Below are 22,177 nucleotides of genomic sequence, written 5' to 3' on the forward strand. Positions count from 1 at the left end.
CTCTTTCGTCTAATTCAGGTCCATATTGATGAACCCAACGCATAATGGTTGTATGAGCGATAGATAAACCTCGTTCCACCATTATTTCCACCAAATCACGAAAACTTAGGTTGTACCGTAGGTACCATCTTACTGTTAACAAAATAACATCAGGTTGATAATGCTTCCATTTGAATAAACTTTGATTCTCCATACTGAACACCATCCCTTTTTTAGATTGATAGTATCAGTATGTCCAAGTTTGCTAGATTTCTTGCACCAGAACCTTATTTTTTGCATCTTGTGATACAAAGTCATTCTAGAGATACCAGCTTTCTCTGCAGGATCCGTACGACTCATCCCTTGATTCATAAGATATAAGGCAACGAGTTTCTTCAGCGAAATGGAATATAACTAAGTATCTATCCCCCCCTTATTGATTCTTAGAAACTTCCAAAAACAGGAATAGTTAAGGCCTTTGCTATGTTGCACTAGGAAATTCACCCTCAAAATAACTATTTTATTAATTTATATGTTTAAAAGAGTGATAGATTGGTAATCATGTAGATAAGGAATTTAACTAAAGGGGGTAAAATTGTGTCTAGAGAAAGCAAATTAAATTTGTCTGATTTTGTTAATAGGGATCGATTTGAGCTAAATTCATACCTGACTTATTTATTATATCAATTTTATGATAATTTTCCGGAACAATCGGAAGATAGAATGGTAAAACAATAGAACCGTTTGAGATCTTATTCAATACATTGATTAATGATTGGTAACACCCGTTTTATAAGAGAGGTTATGGAAATTGGAAATCATGTGGCGCATTTTCATGTGATCGAATTATTGAAAAGTGTCTCAATATTAAATTATCAAATATATTTCTTAATAAGGGCTACAATTGTAGCAACCGTGGCCCTAGGTGAGTGCCACCCTCCTCAATATTTCTTGCTGCTCCAAAAAAGCGCTTTGGTCCATAAAAGGACACAGGATCTAATCCTCCTGAAAGGGTTCGACCGCTTGGTGGAACACTCAAATTATAAGCTCTTGCCAACCGTGTAATACTATCTACGAGAATAATGACATCTTTTTTGTTTTCTACTAGGCGCATAGCGCTTTCTAATACGAGTTCCGTAATTTTAATATGATTTTTGGGAAGTTCATCAAATGTAGAACTATGTACAGTGGCTTTGACAGAGCGTTTAATATCCGTTACTTCTTCAGGACGTTCATCGATGAGAAGGATCAATAATTCTGCATCAGGATGATTATGAGCAATCCCATTAGCCATGTCTTTTAATAGCGTTGTTTTCCCTACTTTTGGTGGAGCTGCGATAAGTCCACGCTGGCCAAATCCAATGGGCGCAAACATGTCTATGAGGCGGTTTGTTATGCTATGGTTCTTTCCTTCAAGGATTATTTTTTTGTTTGGGTGGATAGGAGTTAACGATTTAAAATGAGGCCTGAGCATCTGAGATTCAGGAGGAGATCCATTAATTTCAGTAATTTTCATTAATCCATAATATTGTTCATTTTGTTTTGATGATCGTGCTTGTCCAGTCACGAGGTCCCCCGTTCTTAAAGCAAACTTTCCAATCTGCGAGATCGAAACATAAGTGTCTTTCCCATCTATCGAAGGATCCCCCGATCTTACAATGCCAAACTCCTTATTATTTGCTATCTCAAGGATTCCACGTACAGGAAATAAAGCTGGAGATATCACGCTCATTTACATCGCACCTTTCTTAAAAGTATCTTATGGAGATTTAAAGTAGGAATAGAAATAAGGTAAAAAGTGATGAGAAATGTCAGAAGGTTTTAATGGGTAACTCATGGAGAATAGTAGATAACTAATTTTTGGATATACTTTAATGTTTTTAGTCAATTGGGAGTAGATTAAGTGGAATAAAGTGAAGGGACAAAATAGAAGTTAATTAAATATTATGACATTTATTGACTAATATCAAGTGGATTTTTTTGTTTAAGAGGTGAGACCATGAAGATGTACAGTGTAGACGAAGCATTTGAACGGTTAAAACATTATAAAATTACGACAAACAGTAAGATTAGACTTAGTTAGTTATGAATTTATAGACGCATTAGATATTGAGAAAAAAGAAGATATTAGATCTATAGGTCGGTTTGGAAGTACCTTTCAGGAAATGACCCATATGCACCAGAAGATAAGGAAGTTCACGAAGATTACGAACGTACAATGATTATAAAAAATCTAAGATAGAAGAGTATGTTGATTATGAAATTATTGAAGATAACGAGAATGAGACTCACTTTTGGGACGGGAAAAGTTATTATGATGAGCAAACATTTGTTTATGAATTAGAAATGATCAATGCACATGGGCAAAAAATAATCTAGCAAGCAAATGTATTGGTAAACATGTGGTCCGATTCAAAAGGTAATGCAGATAAAAAAGCTATGTTTATATCTAAAGTACAGCTAAGGTAACATATAGTTATTATTAGGAAATCAACTTCATAAACTAGAAGGCTCAAGATATGGATGTATCTTGTTTTTTTTTGTGATTTTGAGGATGAACGAGCAATGTAAAATTTTAATTTTTTAGAGGATGGTTAATTAACATGAATTATATGGTAAATTTATTTTAATAAATAAGGAATTGGGGGATACGTTTTGAATAAAGTTTTCTTACACGTTGAGGGGTTTGCGGTTTTAGTATTAAGTCTTTATTTTTACGGTTACAGTCAACTTAGTTGGTTATTGTTTTCTATCTTGTTATTAGTGCCTGACATTTCAATGCTTGGCTACTTACTTAATAAAAAGGTTGGAGCTATACTTTATAATTCATTCCATACATACAGTTTATCTATAGGAATTGTTATCTTTGGAATAATTATATCTAATTCAAATATCTTAGCAATAGGTTTAATATGGTCAGCACATATTGGGATGGATAGAATGCTTGGATATGGTTTAAAGTATCCAAGAGCATTTAAAGATACTCATTTAAACCGTGTTTAATCTAATAATTAATATGAATATGCAGTGCACCAGCCTAGGTTAAATTGTCCATTTATTGCATAGCTTAAGGGACAACAAGCAAAAAGAAAGGGGTAAATCTAAGGTTGTTAAAGAAGTTAACTATGCTATAATATAACCGTTGGTTAGTAACCGATGGTTATATATTTTTTTTTAGGGGGGATGGTAAATGCCATTAGAAGCGCAGGCAAGAGAGAGAATTTTAGTTGCAGCAAAAAAATTATTTGCCCAAAAAGGCTACGAACAAGTGACTGTGAGAGAAATAGCAAGAGAAGCACAGTGCTCTCACACCAGTATTTATGTCTATTTTGAAGATAAAAAACAACTATTAGAAGCCTTGGCTAAAGAACCGCTTGATCGATTACAAAAAAGCATTCAAGGAACACTAACATCTAATAAGTACACATCACAAGAAAAGCTCATTAGACTGTCTAAAATGTATGTTCATTTTGGCTTGAGTTATCGTAATCTATATCAAGCATTTCTTACGCTTGAGGCGATCCGAGTCGATGTAGAAGAAACCATTTGGGAGTTGAATGAAAGACGCATAGATTTGTTTATGCATTTAAAAAAAGCAGTAAACGGAGTATTCCCCAGTGCTGATGACAAAAGGTTATTAGATTTAAGTCGGATGATTTATTTTGTGCTACATGGAATTATTATGACTTATAAAGATGTAGACGAGCGTGTAAATGGAATTATTAAACGTATATTCCCTATCGTCGATAGGTCAGTCACTTATCTTATTCAAGGAGGGGAAGTTGATGAAAGTAATAAAAGTATCACCACACGTGTACAAAATTGAAGCATGGTTTTTATTGAAAATGAGCGCTTGGATTGTGAAAACTAATGATGGAGTGTATATAGTGGATACGGGGATGCCATTTATGGCTAATCGAATTCTAAAAGAGGCGGAGAAATTAGGTGAGCTGAAAGCTGTTTTATTAACTCATGGTCATTCTGATCACGTAGGGGGCTTAAAAAAAATACTAGATAAACATAAATTGCCAGTCTACAGCCATGTTCTAGATATTAAGCATATGGAAGGAAAGGAACCGTTTCCAGGGCGAAAGAAAAAAGAAAATCTCGTTGCTCCCGGAATTGTAACACCCTTACAACAGAGAGATGATGGGACTTTGAAAGCGGTTGGGAATCTAGTACCCTATCATACACCAGGGCATTCTCCGGGACACGTAAGTTATTATCATACAACAGATCGCGTACTCATAGGTGGGGATTTATTTACTTCAAAGAGGGGGAAGCTGAAACAACCTATTAAGATGTTTACAGCTGATATGAGTCAAGCTGTAGAGAGTGCGAACATTGTAAAAGATCTAAAGCCTGCGGTTGTTAGTATTTGTCATGGAGAGGATATTCAACAGCCTCACACTCAAATCAACTCGTATTTAACAATAAAATAAAAAAAAATTAATACCATTTTTACAAATGGTATTTTTTTGAATTTTTATCATTTATTGAAAAAAATATGTTGTAATTCTTTTGTGAGTGTATTAATATAACCATAGGTTACTAACCAAAGGTTATAAGTGAAAAGGGGGTTCTAAATGCAGCTATTTTGCTTTCACTGTGCTGGTGGATCATCAAGTATGTTTAGAAAGTGGCAATTCTCAGGTACAGATGTCATCGGTCTAGATTTACCTGGCAGAGGAAATAGGGTTAATGAGCCACTTTTCGATCAATTTGACTTAGCAGTGGAGGATTTGGTTAATAAGGTAATGAGACTTCGAAAATCTGGACAGGGTTGGGGAGTATTTGGCCACAGTTTGGGTGGACTCCTCGCCTATGAAGTGTCAAGAAGGTTACAAGATCATGAGTTTCAGTGCCGGATTGTAAGTGGGATCAATCCAATACATCAATATCGAGGAGAAGTTAAGTTGTTAAGACAAGATGATCATACGATGATAGGTATGCTTGCCGATCTAGGGGGGCTTCCTGAGAAGTACAAAAATCATCCTATGTTTATCAAATGGTTTGCCCCAATACTTCGAGCAGATCTTACTCTCATAAAGACGTTTCGTTATGCTGCTGACACATCGACGGTACGTACATATGTTGTTAACGGTTTAGAGGATAACCTTACTCGAAAAATGGGAGTGGAACATTGGAAGAATGTTGGTCTTCAAGACTTGACATATCAATGGGTAGAAGGAGGACATTTCAGTATCCTTCAGAAATCCGAAGTTGTTGAAAGATTGTTTAAGTCTTCCACAAAAGCAGGTGTAACCTCATGATGACATTAGAAGAATTAAAGCAATATGCACTATTACATGTAAAAACTCATTCATTTACAGCTATTGATCCGCTCGATGTCTTAAATAGTATAGATGCTCCCTCTTGTGAAGAGTCAACAAAAGGAGCGTGGGATCAGCAGTGGGTTTCAGCAGCAGAAAAGTGTCTGAGAGAAAAGGCAGTAGACGATGCCATTCAATGTTTAAATTTTGCTCGGTTCCCATTTCCTCATACAAAACAACAAGAAAAAGCTAGTAAGCAACTCACCGATGTTTTTGAAGAAACGTACGGTAGGCAAGATGTTCGTAAGTATACGCTTGAAAGAAATGGAAGAACATTCTCTGTTTATACGTCAAATCTTCGATCAAATCTGCCGTGTTTACTAGTGCTAGGTGGGATTGTTTCAGTAAAAGAACAATGGAAAGTTTTTCTAGAAGTTGGAAAGCGCCTAGGCTTTTCTGTGATAATTACGGAATGTCCGGGAGTAGGAGAAAACAGTGGGATCTATGATGCGGCCTCCTACAAAATGCTCGGGCAAATATTAGACTCATTTTCATTAAAAGTGAATGTGAATCATACCTTTATTGTTGGGATGAGCTTTGGCGGACATTTAGCCATCAAGCAAGCGTTAGAGGATGACCGAATAAAAGGAATTACCACCGTTGGCGCACCACTTCATTCTTTCTTTAAAGAGTATTCAGATATTGATGTGCCATTCCTCACGCAAACTACACTTGCTCATGTGATGGGAAAGAATTTAGGGGATGTTGCAGATACCCTTTCTTCGTTTGCTCTATCACAAGCAGAGCTCAGAGCTCTTCATATCCCTTTAACTTATGTATTTAGTAGAAAAGATGAAATTATTCCAGTAAGGGAGAAAGAATTCTTACTAGAAAACGGACAAAATATTAGGTTATATGAATTTGATGACGTACATGGTTCTCCTAATCATTTAGATATGATTCAAAAAATTGTTCCTTTAAGTGTATTGAAGCAAAGTGAAAGTAAAAAATTTATCATTCGATTGGGATTAGCTCTCATGTTAACGTTAAACAAGTGGAAGAAGAGAGGTGGAAAAAGGTGACTTCCTTACAAATTGCAGTTACAGGAATTGGGATTTTGTCAAGTATTGGTAGAAATAAACAAGAAGTCTATGAAAGTATGGAACAGAACAAATCAGGTATTGATCGCATAAAGTCATTTGATCCAGAGCCTTTCATTAGTAAAATCGGAGCAGAACTGAAAATGTTTGATTCAAACGATTATTTTACCTTAGAGAAAGAAAAGAGCTTTGATCGTTGTTCACAATACGCCATCGTCTCTATACAAGAGGCATTAGAGGAAGCACATGTCGATCTAGTTTCCAGTACCATTGGACTGGCATTTGGTACTTGTAATGGTGGATTAAACTCTCTAGAACAGCAAAGATCTTTAGAAGAGCTTGATCCGGATAAAACAAGAAATTATCCTTTCTATCAGCAAGGAGATACGGTTGCAAGTCACTTCCAATTATCTGGACCTGTAATGACATTGAACACAGCGTGCGCAGCAAGTGGTAATGCTATTGGCTATGCGTGTGACATGCTTCGTCATGGTCATGCGGATATAATGATTGCTGGTGGATCGGATTCTATGTCTACATCTGTTTATGCTGGATTTAATTCCTTAAAGGCTTTAAATGATGCACCATGTTCTCCTTATAATGAACAATACGGATTAAGCCTTGGAGAAGGTGCAGCTTTTGTTGTACTAGAGCCATTAGAAAAAGCTTTAGCTCGAGAGGCAAAGATTTACACCATTATTGAAGGTTACGGTCTTAGTAGTGATGCTTATCATGAAACGGCTCCTCAGCCAGATGGACACGGAATTCGAAAAGCTGTAGAAATGGCCGTTTCGCAAGGCAATGTGTCAAAAGAAGACATTCAATACATTAATACACACGGAACCGGAACAAAAGCGAATGACCCTGCAGAGCTTCGTGGACTCCGTTCCTACTTTGAAGATCAATTTGACAACATCTATGTAAGTTCTAGTAAAGCTTATTTCGGTCATAATCTTGGCGCAGCCGCTTCAATTGAATATGTCACTACTCTTTTAGCAGTTGAACAAGGGAAATTGCCTGCTACACTTCATTTTTCAGAGGCAAGAGAAGGATGCGACCATCCCAAATTAGTGACGAATACAATGCACAGGTATTCTCCCAAATATTTTTTATGTAACAATTCAGCATTTGGGGGCCACAATTCTTCTATTCTATCAAAAAATGTCTTTCACCCATTATATTCCTCACCTAAGAATAATACAAACCGTCAAACAAAAGATCGATCAATTGCCATTTGTGGCTACGGTACCATTCATGCCCTTGCCAGTGAAGAGGGTTCACTTCTAACTAATCTACAACAAAATGAAACTTCAACTTTACAACTGGATTTTTCACTCAAAAATTACAATAAAACATTATACGAACGTCGTATGAATCCTCTAACTCAATACAGTATAGGAGCTTGCGATTTAGCGTTAAAAAAAGCGGCGATAGACGAATCTGAATACGAAACTCTTGGACTCGTTTATGGAACGTCACGTGGAAGTTTAAAAAGCGCAGAAAAGTACCTTGGCTCCATCCTTGATCGTGGGGTGGCGAATGCAAGCAGTGTCTATTTTCCAGATATGGTATTGAACTCAACGGCTGGAAAATTAGCAAAAAAATTTAGTATCAAAGGATTTAGCTCTTCTCACAGTTCAGGTGGTGTAGATGGCTTACAAGCAATTCATTACGGCACCACAAGCATTTTGGATGGTAAGCAAACGACGGTTCTTGTAGGTGCAGGGGATGAGCAATCAACCCTATCAACAGAGATAGATAAAGCCATGAATTTAACATCCAGCTCGTACAATATTACTGAAGGAAGCACGTTCCTTATGTTAGCAGACTATGAAACTGTAAAGGAAAAAGGTTTACAACAACTAGCTTCAATTAAAGGATTTGGACAAGCTTTTCATAGTAATACTGACCTTTATGTAACGGTGGAAAAAGCTGTGGTACAGTGTTTGGAAAATGCAAACCTCTCAGAAGATAATATCGATTTTATCTTTTACCATAACAATGATGTAACTGACACCGAAGCTTTTCTCAAGTTAAAAGAAAAGTATGGTCACCTTCCAGTAAATACACTTAATCACCTTTGTGGCTACATGGAGTCTAATGGCTCGTTGTTTCATACCCAGGTAGCTATTGAGCTCCTTTCTCTATCAAAGGAAGATCAACAGTCAATCACTCAATCTCTTGGCTGGACAAAAGAGCAACTGGAAACTGGACTCATTGTGTCAACATCTATAAATGGAAATTCTATGGCAATGGTAATCGAAAAATAAAATATAATTGGAGGAATTTTAACATGAAAACCATTAACGAGATCAAAGAAATTATTAAGGTGAATATTTTGATTGAACGATTAGAATTAGAAGACATTGAAGCGGATGAAATTGAAGATGATGAACCGTTGTTTGGAGAGGGATTAGGTCTTGATTCTGTAGAAGCTCTTGATGTGGTGTCGGGAGTAGAGGCTGAATTTGGTGTGAAAGTACAAGGGTTAGAAGAAGAAGATATTCGTAAAAATTTCTATTCGGTTGCCACTTTATCTGCCTTTGTTGAGGTGAAACTAAAAGAGAAAGTAAGTAGCTAAATTCTGGAGGTATGGAGTGTAACTTGGGTTACACTCCACTCTATCGAAAGTAGGGATTGACTTATGCTATTACATGAAAAGGTGGCCATTGTTACAGGTGCTACTCGTGGAATTGGAAAAGAAATTGTGGAAACGTTTGTCGCCCAAGGAGCCTTTGTTTATGGAATCTACGCATCAAATGATGAGGCTGCTCGATTGATTGAGGAAGAATTAAATCGAGAGCATTTATGCGTAGCTTACGTCAAAGGATCCGTGGAAGATCAAGCTTTTATACATACGCTTTTTAAAGAAATCGTAAAGAAGCACGGGCGAATTGATGTACTTATAAATAACGCAGGAGTTACACGAGATCAATTCCTTTTCCAGATGGATGAGCAGGATTGGCAAGATGTTCTTCAGATTAACTTTGGTGGAACATATACGTGCTGTCTAGCAGCTCTACCTTACATGGAAGCACAACAAACAGGCAAGATCGTTAATATAGTATCTGTTACAGGAGTGGCAGGACGTGAAGCTCAAACGAATTATGGCACGTCTAAAGGGGCAATTATAGGTCTTACTCGACTGTTAGCACGCAAGTATCACGAGAAAGGAATTTGTATTAATTCCATTGCTCCAGGGATGATTCAAACAGAAATGATCGACCAAGTACCCAAGGCAAAATTAGATAACTTTTTACGTTTCACTAATGCCAAAAAGCTTGGATCGACAAAAGAAGTTGCTCAGAGCGTGCTCTTCTTGTCATGCGAGTTAAGTGACTACGTAACTGATACGGTCTTAAAAGTCGATGGAGGCTTTTTACGATAGGAGGAAAAAATGAATATTTTAATTTCACAAGGTGAGCAAAAAGTCAATCAAGCGATTGCCACCCACTTTCATCAAAGGGGAGAAACGCCGGTCCTTTTGTTTACTGATCGTGATAAACACCTTGAGTTTATGCTTGATCAACCAGGTCAAGAAACCGTTTTTTGTGAAAAATATGAAGAAGAGGTGTTAGATGCGGTCATTGTAGAAGTGTTTGGCGATCAAGGTGTTGAAGTACTTATACATGGAAATGAAATGGTAGACGAAGAGAAAAAATTAGAAGAAGATCCCTTCTTGTTAGATGAACTTATAAGAGGTTATCTATATCGTATCTTTCTCTTAAATAAGGTGGTTGTTCGTCAAATGATTAAACCCAAAAAGGGGAAAATTATATTCCCCTTATTCTATGACCCTCTTTACTATGCAGGGTATGCTAGCTCTCCAATTTTAAATCAAGCAAAACTTTCATTAATGAAATGTATGTCTAGGGAGCTTGGTCCGTTTAAATTAAACGTCAATGCGATAACGTTTGGGTATTACAATGATGGATTCGATCGACAGCAGAAGAAGTTTAAAAAAGAAAAAGTCGAAATATTCAGTCTTAAACCGAAACTTCCAGATATTGAGGAGTATGTTCGTACCATCGAATTACTAATCAATCCGTCTGCAAGTTTAATAGGAGGGGAAAATCTTCATGTTGGTGCAGGAATTGAAACAGGAATCTAGAGTCAAGGTTGCTCCTCGAATCATTGGATTCGGAGAATGTTTGCCAGGAAAGCCTGTTACAAACGAACAAATGGAAGACGTTTTATCCATCCGCAAAGAATGGATTGATACGATGATTGGTAATCACTCTAGACATTTTGCCGTAGATTTCTCGAAACGAACTGTAGAGTATAGCCTGACAGATCTGTGTACCGTGGCTGCAGAAGAAGCGATCGAGCAAGCTGGTATTCAACGCAAAGAAATAGATGTGATAGTTCTATCAACCGCAACGCCTGATCATCTAATGCCTGCAACAGTGAACTTAGTGGCTGACCGTTTAGGATTACAAAATATACAAACGTATCAGATTCAAGCGGGGTGTTCAGGAGCTCTTCAAGCATTAGATGTAGCGCGCCACCTTCTAGTGGGAGAACGTCGATATGCACTTGTTATCGGTGGAGATGTGTGCAACAAGTACATGGATTTAACACGTGATTTCACAAAACTAAGATCCTCTGAATTAATTAACTATGCCCTATTTGGAGATGGGGCAGGAGCTATTCTATTAACAAACGAAAATTGTGACGGTTTAGAAATTACTTCGATTGAAAATCGATTTGTAGGAGTTGGAGAAGAACCAGGACAGGTTATGAACTGGTTTGGTACCGTTCCTGAAAACGTTCAAGAGTTGAGTAAACGTGAGCTTCGTAAACAGTTTCAATCGGCAAAAGAAGATTACAAAGCAATTGAAAAACAAGTCCCTCTCATGACGGCTCAAGTACTCAAGACATTACTTGAGGATAGAAATTGGAAAAAAGAAGATGTGACGTATTTTCTTCCACCTCAGCTTGGTTGGAATATGACGAAAAAGATCATCGAGTCGTTAGACCTTTCTCTCGATGTAACGATCAATTGTGTTCAGGAAACAGGAAACAATGGAAATGCCCTTCCATTCCTGCAATTGAAAAAGCTTCATGGGAGGCTCAAACCAAGCAATAAAGTAGTCGGTGTAGCCATTGAATCTTCCAAATGGATAAAAACCGGCATCATACTTGAATACAAGAACGGTGAGACCAATGAATGAGCGTGAACTCTTTAAACAGATTAAATCATGTATTGATCAACAAGCACCTGGAATGTCCCATAAACTAAAACAACTTCTTTTTGACTTAGAGAGTCCAATTCAAAAAAACAAAGTTGGAAAGTTATTGCGTAAATGGAAGCAAGGAAGGGTTCATGCAAAGATAGCAATTGTAGGAAACCATACAACCGATGGCTTAGAGCATGCTCTTACGTTTGATGCTGCTAAAAGAGAAATCAATGTAGAGGTGTTGACTACAGGTTATGGTCAATGGGCAGTTCAAATGCTTCAGTCAGGTAGTGAGCTTGATGAATTTAATGGAGATTTGACAGTCTGTACGCTTGATGAGTCGGTTATTTATCAACACTTACAAACTAATGATTGGTCGGTTGAAACGATTGATAAGGCTTTAAGGACGGCAATTGTTGAAATCAATCATATCATTAAAACTTTCGCTTACCGAAATAAGGGAGCGATTGTTCTTCATACGATTCCATTACCACTAGCTGACTTAAAATCCATTATTGGCTATCGAGAAAAACAAATTGTAGCCTCTTTATGGAAAAAATTTAACTGCCACCTGCTTGAGTTGCACACGACTTTGCCGAATGTCATCACACTTGATTTTGATGTTTTGACACAAGGAGCTGCTCAGACACGAGATGAACGGATGAGGCATTTTGGCTCAATGAGTTACAGCGTGGGGGCTTGGCATTGTCTTTCTACAGAAATAGTCTCCATTGTGGCCGCTCAAAAGGGATTGACAAAAAAAGTGTTAGCCCTTGATCTAGACCAAACCCTTTGGGGGGGAGTTATTGGAGATGATGGAGAAAAAGGTATCGCTCTATCTGATACATTCCCTGGTAACCAATATAAAACATTTCAAAAATACATCTACCGCTTACATGTGCAAGGTGTCCTTCTTACTATTGCTAGTAAAAATGACTGGAATAATGTGAAGAATGTTTTTATCGAAAATGAACACATGATCTTAAAGGAAGAAGATTTTATACAAATTTTTTGTCATTGGAATCCAAAAACAGACAGTCTCCGAAAGATGGCGAATCAGCTCAATTTAGGATTGGATTCCTTTGTGTTTGCAGATGACAACCCATTTGAGAGACAGCTTATGAAGGAGGAGCTTCCGGATGTGACAGTACTTCCAATCGGAAAAGATCCGAGTCATTACGTCATGGAGCTTTTGGATATTGGTTGGTTTCATACAATTGCCTTAACAAATGAGGATCGTAAGCGATCACAGAAATACAAACAGTTAGTGAAACATGAGGAGCTTAAAGAAGCGTCTACATCAATTGAAGAATATCTTGAGCAATTACAAATGGTGCTTCGGTGGAGCCGGTTAGAGGAACATCATATCTCACGAGTTACCCAGCTTTCTCAACGTACAAATCAGTTTAATTTAACGACTGAACGGTTAACAGAAGCAGAAGTTACGAGAACGATGGATATGAGTGTAGCAGAATCCATTTATACGTTTGGTTTGGAAGATCGTTTTGGTGACAACGGATTGGTCGGTTACTTTCACATTTCTGAGGAAGGAAAGCACTGGCGCATTCGAAACGTTGTAATGAGTTGTCGAGTATTCAAACGGCAAGTGGAAGCCCAAGCCCTTCATTTACTTATTGAGCAGGCACGAGCTAAAGGAGTGCAAACTATTTCAGGCACATACCGACAGACCTCGAAAAATGGACTAGTGGCTTCCTTTTATGAAGAGCATGCCTTTTACCGACAAGGGGATGAGTGGATGTATTCATGTAAAGACCCCCTTCCAAAAGTTCCATGGATTAAGCAGCAACTGAGTGACGAAAGGGTGAATGTGTAATGCCAATTACAGTTGAAAAAATAATCTTTGCTATTTTTGCAGACGTGTTAGAAGTTGAGGAAGGTGACGTAACATTAGATTTTTCCAAAGAAGAAGATTCTGAATGGGACTCAGTCAATTCCTTGAGACTCTTTACAAATATTGAAGACGAGTTCAGTATACGGCTTGACATGAATGAATTTATGAACACTTCAACAGTTCGTGGAATTGTCGAATTAGTGGAGGCGGCGAGAATATGACCATTAAGGTTGAATCCTTGCCGCCAGTAAGGCGACATACTTTTCATTTTCTTGAGAAAGCAAAAGAAAGCCATGCGATCTACTTGAGTACGGAAATTGATGCAACAGCCATAATGGCTAGAAAGGCTACATTTAAACAAGCGTCAATGAACATAAGCTATGTGAGCTTTTTTCTTTATACGATTTCTCGAGCCATTGAAGCTTATCCAGAAGTCAATTGTTCAGTTCAAGGACGTCAATACCCGAAACGTTGGCAGTTTTCTTCAATTGATGGAAAAATCACCTTTGATACTCGAGCAAAAGGAGAACGAATAGTCACCTCAAGCGTGCTACAAGCATTAAATCAGAAATCTCTTACAGCTATACAGGATGAAATTAATCAAATAAAGAGTGCTTCATTTGAAAAAGGTGAGCAATTCAAATCAATTCGAAGACTTCAGCAGCTCCCGACTTGGTTAGGGAGGATGATTTACAACAAAATCATGAAAAATCCAGAAACATGGCAGCAAACTCAAGGGAGTTTTACCGTTACTTCCCTTGGGCACGTACCAATAAATTCATTTTTTCCGATGACTTCAAATACAACTTGTTTTGGAATTGGTGCTATTCGTCGCTGCCCTGTTGTTATGGAGGATGATATCGTTATTCGACCAATGCTTACTCTTAGTATGTCTTTTGATCATCGAGCAATTGATGGAGCATTGGCAGCCGATTTTTTACACCATATTAAACATATGATAGAGGATTTGGGGGAAGAGACATGGCCAGAAGACCAAAAAATTCAAGCTACGACGTAATTGTCATTGGAGCAGGGATGGGAGGACTAAGTGCAGCAACATATCTAGCACAAGAAGGCTACTCGGTACTTGTACTTGAGCGCCATTATCGTGCAGGGGGATACGCTCACTCATTCCGTAGAAGAAAGTTTACTTTTGATTCAGCTGTCCGTATTGTAGCTGGAGCGAGGGATGGCGGATTGTTAGAAGAGCTCTTACAAGCAGCAGGGGTTGTTGATGAGGTGGAATTTCTTCGATTGGATGATATCTACACTGCTTATTATCCTGATCGAAAAATTGTTGTCAGTAGAAGCGTAGATGGACTTATTGAGGCCTATTGTCGTGAGTTTCCTCGTGAAAGTAAAAACATACAAGCCCTAGTTAAGGAGATGGAGAAGCTGTATGAAGTGACGTTAATGCTTCTTCATTCTGGCGATCCATTAAAGGTGTTATCTAATCCGCTCATGTTGAAATATCGTGATAAGAGCTTTCATGAATTGACATCCTCATTTTTACAAGACCCACAAGCTATTTATTCATTCTCTGCTTTGTGGGCGTATTACGGTACACCTCCGACTCAAGGTAGCGCAATGTTTTTTGCCTATGCAATCATGAGCTATTTTAAAGAAGACATTTATTATGCGAAAGGGAGCTTCCAAACACTTGCTGATGCGTTAGTAAAACGGATTGAAGCATTGGGAGGAGAAGTTTGTTTGCGAAATGAAGTGGAGCGTGTAGAAGTAGAAGACAAACAGGTGAAAGGAGTTCATCTTCAGACAGGAGAATACGTGGAAGCACCGAAAATCGTTTGTAATGGGGACTTTTTAAAGCTTATGCGTGACCTTGTAGGAGAAGAACATTTTCCGGCACGTTATAAGAGACGAATTGGTAAGCTGAAGCCTTCAATTTCTGCTTTTGAAGTCTTCTTAGGGGTAGACCTCCCGCTTGAGGAGCATGGATTATCACATGAGACGTTTATTTACAACGATTACAATTATGATACGTTTATGGAAAAACATCAGGCTTTAAAAGATTTAGGCCCAAATGGTCTTAGTGGCTTGGCGATTTCCACACCATCCCTTGTGGATCGCGATTTAGCACCTGAAGGGAAGCATACCGCTGTTCTGACAACTTTGGTGCCATATGATATTGGTTCTAATTGGAAGGATGAAAAGGAAGCCTATCAAGAGCAATTGATTACAATGGCCGAGCGAGCAATCCCGAACCTTCGTGATCACATAGTTCATGTTGAGTCAGGTACTCCATTAACTATGGAGCGATATACGAATAATAGTTTTGGTTCAATTTATGGGTGGGAACAAAACAAACAGCAAATGACTGGTCGGCCACAGCATGAAACGCCGATTAAAGGTCTGTATATTTCAGGTCAATGGACCGACCCAGGAGGCGGCGTAGTCTCAGTCATTCTCTCAGGCTATAAATTGTGGAAAAAAATTACGAAAGAAAGCGTGTTGGTATGACCGATGAGCTATGTGCAAACAGAGACTAAAAACAATGTACTCTATGTGACACTTGATTATCCTGAAAAGAAAAATGGAATCGACGCATCTCTTGGAACTGTATTACTTGAAGCTATTCGGAAGGGGAACGAGGATCAGGGTATTCATTCTATTGTATTTGGAAGCAAGCATAGAGCTTATTTTAGCAGTGGACCACGTCCAGAGGATTTAATAACATGTGTAGGTGAAAATGGGAAGGCTAGACTGAGGGAAGTGCTTCATATCTTAAACAAGTGCGTACTTGAAATTTTCACTTCTCCGAAGGCAACCGTTGCTTTATTTAACGGTTATGCTTACGGAGGAGGATTTAATATTATGCTAGCTTGTGACAGGCGTATGGCCTTAAAACGTGCAAAATTTCTTGAAAACTTTCATCAAATGGGTATTTCTCCTGATTTAGGAGCTAGTTACTTACTTCCGAGTATTATTGGCTATGAAAATACCTTTGAGATGCTTATCCAAGGAAAGCTTTATACAGCTGAGGAGGGGCTTGAGCTAGGGTTGCTTCAAGAAGTATGTGAAAATAAGAAAGAGTTGCAAGAGCGTTTAGATGCATATCTGACCAAAGTAAGTGAAGGGTATCTACCTGCGATAGCGGCAACCAAAAAACTATTAAAACGACACGCCGCATCAGAACTTAAAACTCAGCTCGCTCTAGAAGCAGAGGAGCTTGTCCTCTTATTTCAGCAAACAGAAATTAAACGCCGGTTATCGGAGTTAGTCTAAAGGAGAGAGTACTATGGTACCTGTTATAGAAAAAATTGATGTGACTAAGCTTCGTCCAAGAAATATGCTACTTCAGCAGCCCCCCTTTTTATTTGTAGATCGTATTTTGGACTTTGATGAGGAAACGCTAACGTGTAGTAAATATTTATCTCATAATGAACCGTTTTTTGCAGGTCATTTTCCTAAACAACCTGTCATGCCTGGAGTACTAATTATTGAATTTGCGGCTCAAGCGAGTCTTCTTTTAACGATGCTCCAACAACATGCTACACAACCTCTTATGGGGTATCTTGTGAAAACAAAGGATTTTACGTTTTATTCCGTCGCTGAACCAGGAATTGAACTGGAAGCAAAAGTGAAAATGGTAGAAAAAATGGGGTCTTATTACACCACACAAGCGACGATTAAAAGAGTAGACAGCCGAAAAAAAGTAGCAAAAGGGGAATTGGTCTTTTATCTCACAGAAGAAGGGAAGGAATCATCATGAACAAAGAGGTTGTAATTGTCGGAGGTGGACCAGCGGGAATGTTAATGGGTTTACTTCTTGCAAAAGAGAATGTAAATGTTACGGTTCTTGAAAAAAACAAAAGCCTCAGTCGTGATTTCCGGGGGGAGACAATTGCTCCAGGATCGGTGTACCTTTTAAAGAAATTAGGTGTCTTTCCAGCGTTGGAAGAGCATGGCTTTATAAAGGTAAGAAAGATTAAAATGTATGATCGAGAAGATAAACTGTTCAGTGTAAATTTTGATGAATTAGATCACCCCCAAAAATATGGAATTGATATGCCACAACCTGTGGTGTTAGAAGCATTAAAAGAAAAAGCACTTGACTACCCAAATTTTCAATATATCGAAGGGGCAACCTTCACAGATTTAATTAAAGAAGATAGGAAGGTTGTAGGGGTTCGGTACAAGGAAAGCGGGCATGAGCTAGAAGTAAGGACTAAGCTCGTAATTGGTGCTGAAGGGAGGTATAGCCGATTACAGACGCTGGGGAATTTCCAAGTGAAAAAGAAAGAATTTAGTCGAGATTTAATTTGGTTCAAAGTTCCGAAACCGGCGGATTGGGAGGAAGGGAACCTTATTAAAGTGCATAAGCATGATCATGTTATTATCCTACCCACTTATCCAGACTTTTTGCGAGTTGGGACGTACATCTCCTTAGGAGGAAATCGAGAAACCAAGAAAAAAGGTATCTCCACCTTTATTGATAAAGTATGTGCAATTGAGCCTAAACTTCGTATACCTATGGAGGAGCATATTACATCATGGGATGATACAACTTTGTTAAAAATCTTTACTGCGCATGTAGATGATTGGGCTAACGATGGCTTAATCCTAATTGGAGATTCGGCACATACGTTGTCCCCTATTTTGGGACAAGGGGTGAACATTGCCATGCAGGATGCCTTTGAACTTCTCCCTTATGTGACTAACGGATTAAAAACACACTCAGAAGCTCTTCCTGCCAATCTCTTTCACCGTTTTATTGAAGAACGTAAAAAGCAAGTATCCTTTGTTTCTAATTTTCAAGCTCGCCAAGAGCAAAATCTATCCGCTTCTTCACCCCTTCAATGTACCATCCGAAAGGTAAAGATGAAGCTGCTTGATAAGGCACCCTTTAAAAACAAAGTCATGAAAAAGCTACAATATGGGGTTGTAGCAAATGAAACAATGGAGGTATGACAAATGAAAAGAAAAGCTCTTCTTTCTGCTAGTTTTCTACTCATGACCCTGTCTTTATTTTCAAAGAAGAAGAAATATGTATCAATCAAGCCTCGTTAAACAACTTCAACAGCCAATGGTGGTTACAGGAACGATTACCTCATTGGAGAAACGAAAGTCAGAACTTTTCTCTTATGTAACGACTGTTGAACACGAACGGGCAATAAAATTAAAGAGGAAGCAGCAAAGAGAGGTGTTCTTGCTCATACGTGGTTATCTCCGCTTTCTTCTTTCGAACGTTTTGCACAGAGAACCACAAAGCATATGTATTGCCTATGGATCCTATGGTAAGCCTTACCTAGATGAAGAAGATTCCTATCATTTTAATGTCTCACACTCTATGGATCGTTATTTAATTGGGATACGAGCTTCCGGCCTGATTGGAGTAGATGTAGAGTGTTCGCGATCGCTTCCTAGCATTCACCCGATGTTTTTCCATCCCGAGGAAATTGCGTACCTTTCCAGGGGGACAAAACATAAAAGAGTAGAGCGCTGGCTGTGGGTTTGGACACGTAAAGAGGCTTTCGGCAAAGCAATTGGTGAAGGTTTAAGCGAAAGGACCGTAAGTTTTTCAGTACTCGGAGATTTAGTAGAGTTTAAAGGAAAGAATTATGCTCTTACGACGGACCAGCATCCAAACTTTACACAATCAATTTGTGTAGAAATAGAATAAAGATAACACTCATGGGAAAAGGCAGCTTTATTTAATCTAGCGCATTTAGGTGAGTTTCAATCACGGCGCTTTTAGACTAATTCAAACCCAAACTCGTTATAAATGAGTTTTGGGTTTTTAGTTAGGGGCAGGGAAAGGTCATACTTACACAGCTGAATTGTTAATCTTTTGATGAGAAATGTTCATTCTTTATTAAAGAAGAACTTTCACTACGACTAGCTAAAAAAGGAGGTAACAAGCCTTTTTGTTCAAAATGTTGGAACGCTAATTTTAAATTATAGGATTTCACATGGTGAATAAAATTTCTTCGAAAATAAAAAAATTAATAATCAAGCGCGTGAATGCTTGTGAAGGATTACACTTTAAAGTAACTGGTGCTTTTCTTCAATAAGACAGGATTAATGATCTTCAACAATCGGGCGCGATTCTTCAATAAAGAAGGTCGCTTTTTTTCTGTGAAAATAAAATCTAGGGTATCCTCTAAAATAAGAGGTAGAAGGATTTTTTTAAAATGTTTTTAGGGTTTTTTCCAAAAAAGACAATAAGAAATAGAGGGTGTGCTACCTATTTTTTAAAAACACAACCTTTGAGAGTATTGAGTACAAAAACTTAACCTGCTAAACGGGTTTCAACGAAATGGTGCTTATTAATTAATAGTGTATAAATAATTCTTAAAACTTTATGTGCTATAGCCTGTAAAGCTTTTTTCTTTCCTCTTCTTGCAGAAAGAGACCAAAAAGTGTTGGACATTGAAGTATTCTTCGACCTTGATATAGCCCAAGCTACTTCACAAAGAGCTGCTTTTATATGTGGGTTTCCCTGAACGCTCTTGGAACTTTTTTTTTACCAGCACTTTCGTTATTTCCAGGAGACACTCCAGCCCACGATGCTAAATGTCTGGAAGAAGGGAATTGACTCATATCTGTACCTATTTCTGCAATGATACAAGCCGTTGTATGTTCCTTTATTCCTGGGATAGATAAAAGTATTTCCTTTTCTTCTTGATAGGAATGAAGCAGAGTATCGATCCTTTCTTCAAGTTCTTGAATGGAATTTTCCAAGAACTCTATATGGTTCCAAGAGCTTTTAATCATAAACATTTGATGCTCATCCAATGTTCCGAAAAGAGATTCAGAAATAGTATGAGCCTTCTTGCGAAGAGAATGATGGATATTGGCATCGACATCATTTTTATCAAGAAAACCTTTCTCAACTAATTGATTTAAAAGTTTGCGTCCTGAAACACCAAAAATATCGGAAATAACTGATCCAAGCTTTATATTAGAACACTCAAGAACCTTTGAGATTCTGTTTTTTTCAGCAGTTAAGTTGCCAATCCATTTCTTTCGTAATCGTGTTAAATCGCGTAGTTCGCGAAGATCCTGAGAGGGGACAAAGCTTTTTTTAATCAATCCATGACGGAGAAGCTTGGCAATCCATTCCGCATCGGAAACATCAGTTTTGCGCCCAGGAACGTTTTTAATACGCTGGGCATTGGCCACAGTAATATCGAAGTATCCTTCTAAGATATTGTATACCGGCTTCCAATAGATTCCGGTACTTTCCATTGCAATGTGGGTAACTTTCTTTTCCTCTAACCATTTCAATAACTCAAATAGGCTTTTGGTAAGCGTGGAAAAAGTTTTGATTTCTTTTTGAACGATTTCATCATTCGTACCCGTTAAGGCACAAACTACAATTTCTTTTTGATGAACATCCATACCGGCACAATGGGTTAACAAAATGTCCAAGTAAAATAACCTCCAAAGTAGTGTCTATGGAAAGTGGAATAAGCTTGGTCAAACAGCATTTTTCTGTACGTGATCATCTTCAAAAAGGTGAAGAGTCGACATAGGGGTGTACACAAGGCAAATTCCAAACAGTTTCTTATACAGGGTATAACCACCACAAAAGAGCTCGTAAAGATTACTCTCCATAGCATTAATCATTATAGGTAAATGGACAAAATGAAAAACCCGGGGGAAAATAAATTTTCATGCCGGGGTGTGAGTGTTAAATCATGTGTGTTTCTTATTCATGTAACAAAGTAGGTTAGAAGAAGGAATTCGTATCAATATTATCGGTAATGGACACAAAGTGGACATCCATATCACTAAACACTTCGCTTAGTTCTATCAAGTGTTTAGTGGAACGGGAAATACGATCCAATTTATATACGACCACTTTATCTCCACTCCGCAATACTTTCAGTAATTCCTCGAGCTGCGGCCGATCTCTTCATTAGTCTAGGAATCTACAAAAGCGAAGACAAACATTTATTTGAACTAACCCTCACAGATATTGAACAAATTTACGCATCCCAAAAAAAGAGCAAATCATCATACAACTAAGCATAAAAAGGATTCTATATCAACAACAACGAAGCTATATTCAAATAGGTACAAATGATAGAGGTGTAATTCATGATCGTAGTAAGCTCCTGCTTAGCTGGTTTAAAAGTAAGGTATAACGGTACGCATTATTTAGATGAAAAGATCAGTCAATTGGTTGATGAGAAAAAAGCAGTAACGGTCTGTCCTGAATTGCTTGGTGGGTTTTCAACCCCGAGAGAAACTGCTGAAATAGCAGGCGGAGATGGCTATGATGTGTTGGATGGGAAGGCGAAAGTGGTCGATCAATCAGGAAATGACGTAACAGAGTTTTATCTAAAAGGGGCGTATACTGCATTCAAAACAGCAAAAGACCTGAACGCAACTCTTGTTGTTCTAAAAGAAAATAGTCCCTCTTGTGGAAGCTCGATGATTTATGATGGCCAATTTAGCGGGACGAAGGTTTCTGGGGATGGAGTCACTTCTGCTCTTCTGAGAAGAAACGGGATACAAGTCATTTCAGAAGTGCAATTTGTTGAAAAAACTGATAAGTTCTTGTAATAAAGCTAATAGAATAGACCCAATAGCCGAAAAAAAGACCTAAACATGAACCTTCCTAATACAGTTATGAATGGTTTTCGCTATGGAAACAACGTTAATAAAGAATAATATCGATAAGATACTTTCCTCCAACATCGTTCATTTCCTTAGCGAGTATCCTTCTAAAAATAACATCTTAAAATAGTAAACATGTATGTTGATACCAGTTTTTCTTCTGATACAAGACCCCCATTTACATTTTGTCCCGTATAGGTGGATAGA

20 protein-coding genes and 5 pseudogenes are annotated in these 22,177 nt (G+C 38.0%); 20 read left to right on the plus strand and 5 right to left on the minus strand.

The window, feature by feature from the left end; translation table 11 throughout:
- The 3 pseudogenes from PQ474_RS21085 to rho form a co-directional block, all read right to left on the minus strand.
- Positions 1-193, minus strand: a pseudogene (locus tag PQ474_RS21085) (IS6 family transposase); the annotation flags it as partial.
- 77 nt (positions 194-270) lie between these two features.
- A pseudogene (locus tag PQ474_RS21090) lies at positions 271-363 on the minus strand (helix-turn-helix domain-containing protein); the annotation flags it as partial.
- A gap of 544 nt (positions 364-907) precedes the next feature.
- Positions 908-1,687, minus strand: a pseudogene (gene rho, locus PQ474_RS21095) (transcription termination factor Rho); the annotation flags it as partial.
- A gap of 947 nt (positions 1,688-2,634) precedes the next feature.
- On the opposite strand from rho, the gene PQ474_RS21100 reads away from it, so the two are divergent.
- The 18 genes from PQ474_RS21100 (at position 2,635) to PQ474_RS21185 (ending at position 19,025) form a co-directional block, all read left to right on the plus strand.
- Positions 2,635-2,982, plus strand: coding sequence for a DUF4260 domain-containing protein (locus PQ474_RS21100; RefSeq protein ID WP_273847543.1), 348 nt, complete (start codon positions 2,635-2,637; stop codon positions 2,980-2,982).
- A gap of 187 nt (positions 2,983-3,169) precedes the next feature.
- A complete protein-coding gene (locus PQ474_RS21105; RefSeq protein ID WP_273847545.1) occupies positions 3,170-3,805 on the plus strand; it encodes a TetR/AcrR family transcriptional regulator in 636 nt (211 codons plus the stop codon).
- Positions 3,765-4,421 (plus strand): MBL fold metallo-hydrolase, encoded by a 657-nt coding sequence (locus tag PQ474_RS21110; RefSeq protein ID WP_273847547.1) that lies wholly within the window; start codon positions 3,765-3,767, stop codon positions 4,419-4,421. The genes PQ474_RS21105 and PQ474_RS21110 overlap by 41 nt, the downstream gene beginning before the upstream one ends.
- Positions 4,422-4,565: 144 nt before the next feature.
- On the plus strand, positions 4,566-5,252 hold the full coding sequence (locus tag PQ474_RS21115; protein ID WP_273847550.1) for a thioesterase II family protein: 687 nt from the start codon (positions 4,566-4,568) through the stop codon (positions 5,250-5,252).
- Positions 5,249-6,334, plus strand: coding sequence for an alpha/beta fold hydrolase (locus PQ474_RS21120; protein WP_273847552.1), 1,086 nt, complete (start codon positions 5,249-5,251; stop codon positions 6,332-6,334). The genes PQ474_RS21115 and PQ474_RS21120 overlap by 4 nt, the downstream gene beginning before the upstream one ends.
- Positions 6,331-8,622: a beta-ketoacyl-[acyl-carrier-protein] synthase family protein gene (locus tag PQ474_RS21125; RefSeq protein ID WP_273847555.1), complete on the plus strand. Its 2,292-nt coding sequence runs from the start codon at positions 6,331-6,333 to the stop codon at positions 8,620-8,622. Before PQ474_RS21120 ends, PQ474_RS21125 begins: the two co-directional genes overlap by 4 nt.
- A 23-nt stretch (positions 8,623-8,645) precedes the next feature.
- Positions 8,646-8,933 carry a phosphopantetheine-binding protein gene (locus PQ474_RS21130; protein WP_273847556.1) on the plus strand — a complete coding sequence of 96 codons (288 nt, stop codon included), beginning with the start codon at positions 8,646-8,648 and terminating at the stop codon, positions 8,931-8,933.
- 63 nt (positions 8,934-8,996) lie between these two features.
- Complete coding sequence (locus PQ474_RS21135; RefSeq protein WP_273847558.1) at positions 8,997-9,740, plus strand: 3-oxoacyl-ACP reductase family protein; 744 nt, start codon at positions 8,997-8,999, stop codon at positions 9,738-9,740.
- Positions 9,741-9,749: 9 nt separating this feature from the next.
- Positions 9,750-10,463 carry an SDR family oxidoreductase gene (locus PQ474_RS21140; protein ID WP_273847560.1) on the plus strand — a complete coding sequence of 238 codons (714 nt, stop codon included), beginning with the start codon at positions 9,750-9,752 and terminating at the stop codon, positions 10,461-10,463.
- Positions 10,432-11,526, plus strand: a complete 1,095-nt coding sequence (locus PQ474_RS21145; protein ID WP_273847562.1) for a ketoacyl-ACP synthase III — start codon at positions 10,432-10,434, stop codon at positions 11,524-11,526. Before PQ474_RS21140 ends, PQ474_RS21145 begins: the two co-directional genes overlap by 32 nt.
- Positions 11,519-13,366: an HAD-IIIC family phosphatase gene (locus PQ474_RS21150; protein ID WP_273847563.1), complete on the plus strand. Its 1,848-nt coding sequence runs from the start codon at positions 11,519-11,521 to the stop codon at positions 13,364-13,366. Before PQ474_RS21145 ends, PQ474_RS21150 begins: the two co-directional genes overlap by 8 nt.
- Entirely contained in the window at positions 13,366-13,605 is a 240-nt protein-coding gene (locus tag PQ474_RS21155; RefSeq protein WP_273847564.1) for an acyl carrier protein, read from the plus strand. Before PQ474_RS21150 ends, PQ474_RS21155 begins: the two co-directional genes overlap by 1 nt.
- Positions 13,602-14,402 carry a 2-oxo acid dehydrogenase subunit E2 gene (locus PQ474_RS21160; RefSeq protein ID WP_273847566.1) on the plus strand — a complete coding sequence of 267 codons (801 nt, stop codon included), beginning with the start codon at positions 13,602-13,604 and terminating at the stop codon, positions 14,400-14,402. Before PQ474_RS21155 ends, PQ474_RS21160 begins: the two co-directional genes overlap by 4 nt.
- A complete protein-coding gene (locus tag PQ474_RS21165; RefSeq protein WP_273847568.1) occupies positions 14,366-15,862 on the plus strand; it encodes a phytoene desaturase family protein in 1,497 nt (498 codons plus the stop codon). The genes PQ474_RS21160 and PQ474_RS21165 overlap by 37 nt, the downstream gene beginning before the upstream one ends.
- Positions 15,863-15,865: 3 nt before the next feature.
- A complete protein-coding gene (locus PQ474_RS21170) occupies positions 15,866-16,627 on the plus strand; it encodes an enoyl-CoA hydratase/isomerase family protein (protein ID WP_273847570.1) in 762 nt (253 codons plus the stop codon).
- 13 nt (positions 16,628-16,640) lie between these two features.
- On the plus strand, positions 16,641-17,114 hold the full coding sequence (locus tag PQ474_RS21175; protein ID WP_273847572.1) for a 3-hydroxyacyl-ACP dehydratase FabZ family protein: 474 nt from the start codon (positions 16,641-16,643) through the stop codon (positions 17,112-17,114).
- Complete coding sequence (locus tag PQ474_RS21180; protein WP_273847575.1) at positions 17,111-18,313, plus strand: FAD-dependent oxidoreductase; 1,203 nt, start codon at positions 17,111-17,113, stop codon at positions 18,311-18,313. The genes PQ474_RS21175 and PQ474_RS21180 overlap by 4 nt, the downstream gene beginning before the upstream one ends.
- A 76-nt stretch (positions 18,314-18,389) precedes the next feature.
- Entirely contained in the window at positions 18,390-19,025 is a 636-nt protein-coding gene (locus tag PQ474_RS21185) for a 4'-phosphopantetheinyl transferase family protein (RefSeq protein WP_273847577.1), read from the plus strand.
- A gap of 609 nt (positions 19,026-19,634) precedes the next feature.
- Here the strand turns inward: PQ474_RS21185 and PQ474_RS21190 are convergent.
- Both PQ474_RS21190 and PQ474_RS21195 read right to left on the minus strand, forming a co-directional pair.
- A pseudogene (locus PQ474_RS21190) lies at positions 19,635-20,776 on the minus strand (IS110 family RNA-guided transposase).
- A gap of 310 nt (positions 20,777-21,086) precedes the next feature.
- Positions 21,087-21,263 (minus strand): annotated as a pseudogene (locus PQ474_RS21195) (recombinase family protein); the annotation flags it as partial.
- A 2-nt stretch (positions 21,264-21,265) separates the two neighbouring features.
- On the opposite strand from PQ474_RS21195, the gene PQ474_RS21200 reads away from it, so the two are divergent.
- Positions 21,266-21,376 carry a Fur-regulated basic protein FbpA gene (locus PQ474_RS21200; protein WP_390187867.1) on the plus strand — a complete coding sequence of 37 codons (111 nt, stop codon included), beginning with the start codon at positions 21,266-21,268 and terminating at the stop codon, positions 21,374-21,376.
- 72 nt (positions 21,377-21,448) lie between these two features.
- Positions 21,449-21,916: a 2-thiouracil desulfurase family protein gene (locus PQ474_RS21205; protein WP_273847579.1), complete on the plus strand. Its 468-nt coding sequence runs from the start codon at positions 21,449-21,451 to the stop codon at positions 21,914-21,916.
- The last annotated feature ends 261 nt before the right edge of the window (positions 21,917-22,177 follow it).

The sequence above is a fragment of the Halalkalibacter alkalisediminis genome (genome assembly GCF_028610705.1).
Taxonomy (GTDB): domain Bacteria; phylum Bacillota; class Bacilli; order Bacillales; family Bacillaceae_D; genus Halalkalibacter; species Halalkalibacter alkalisediminis.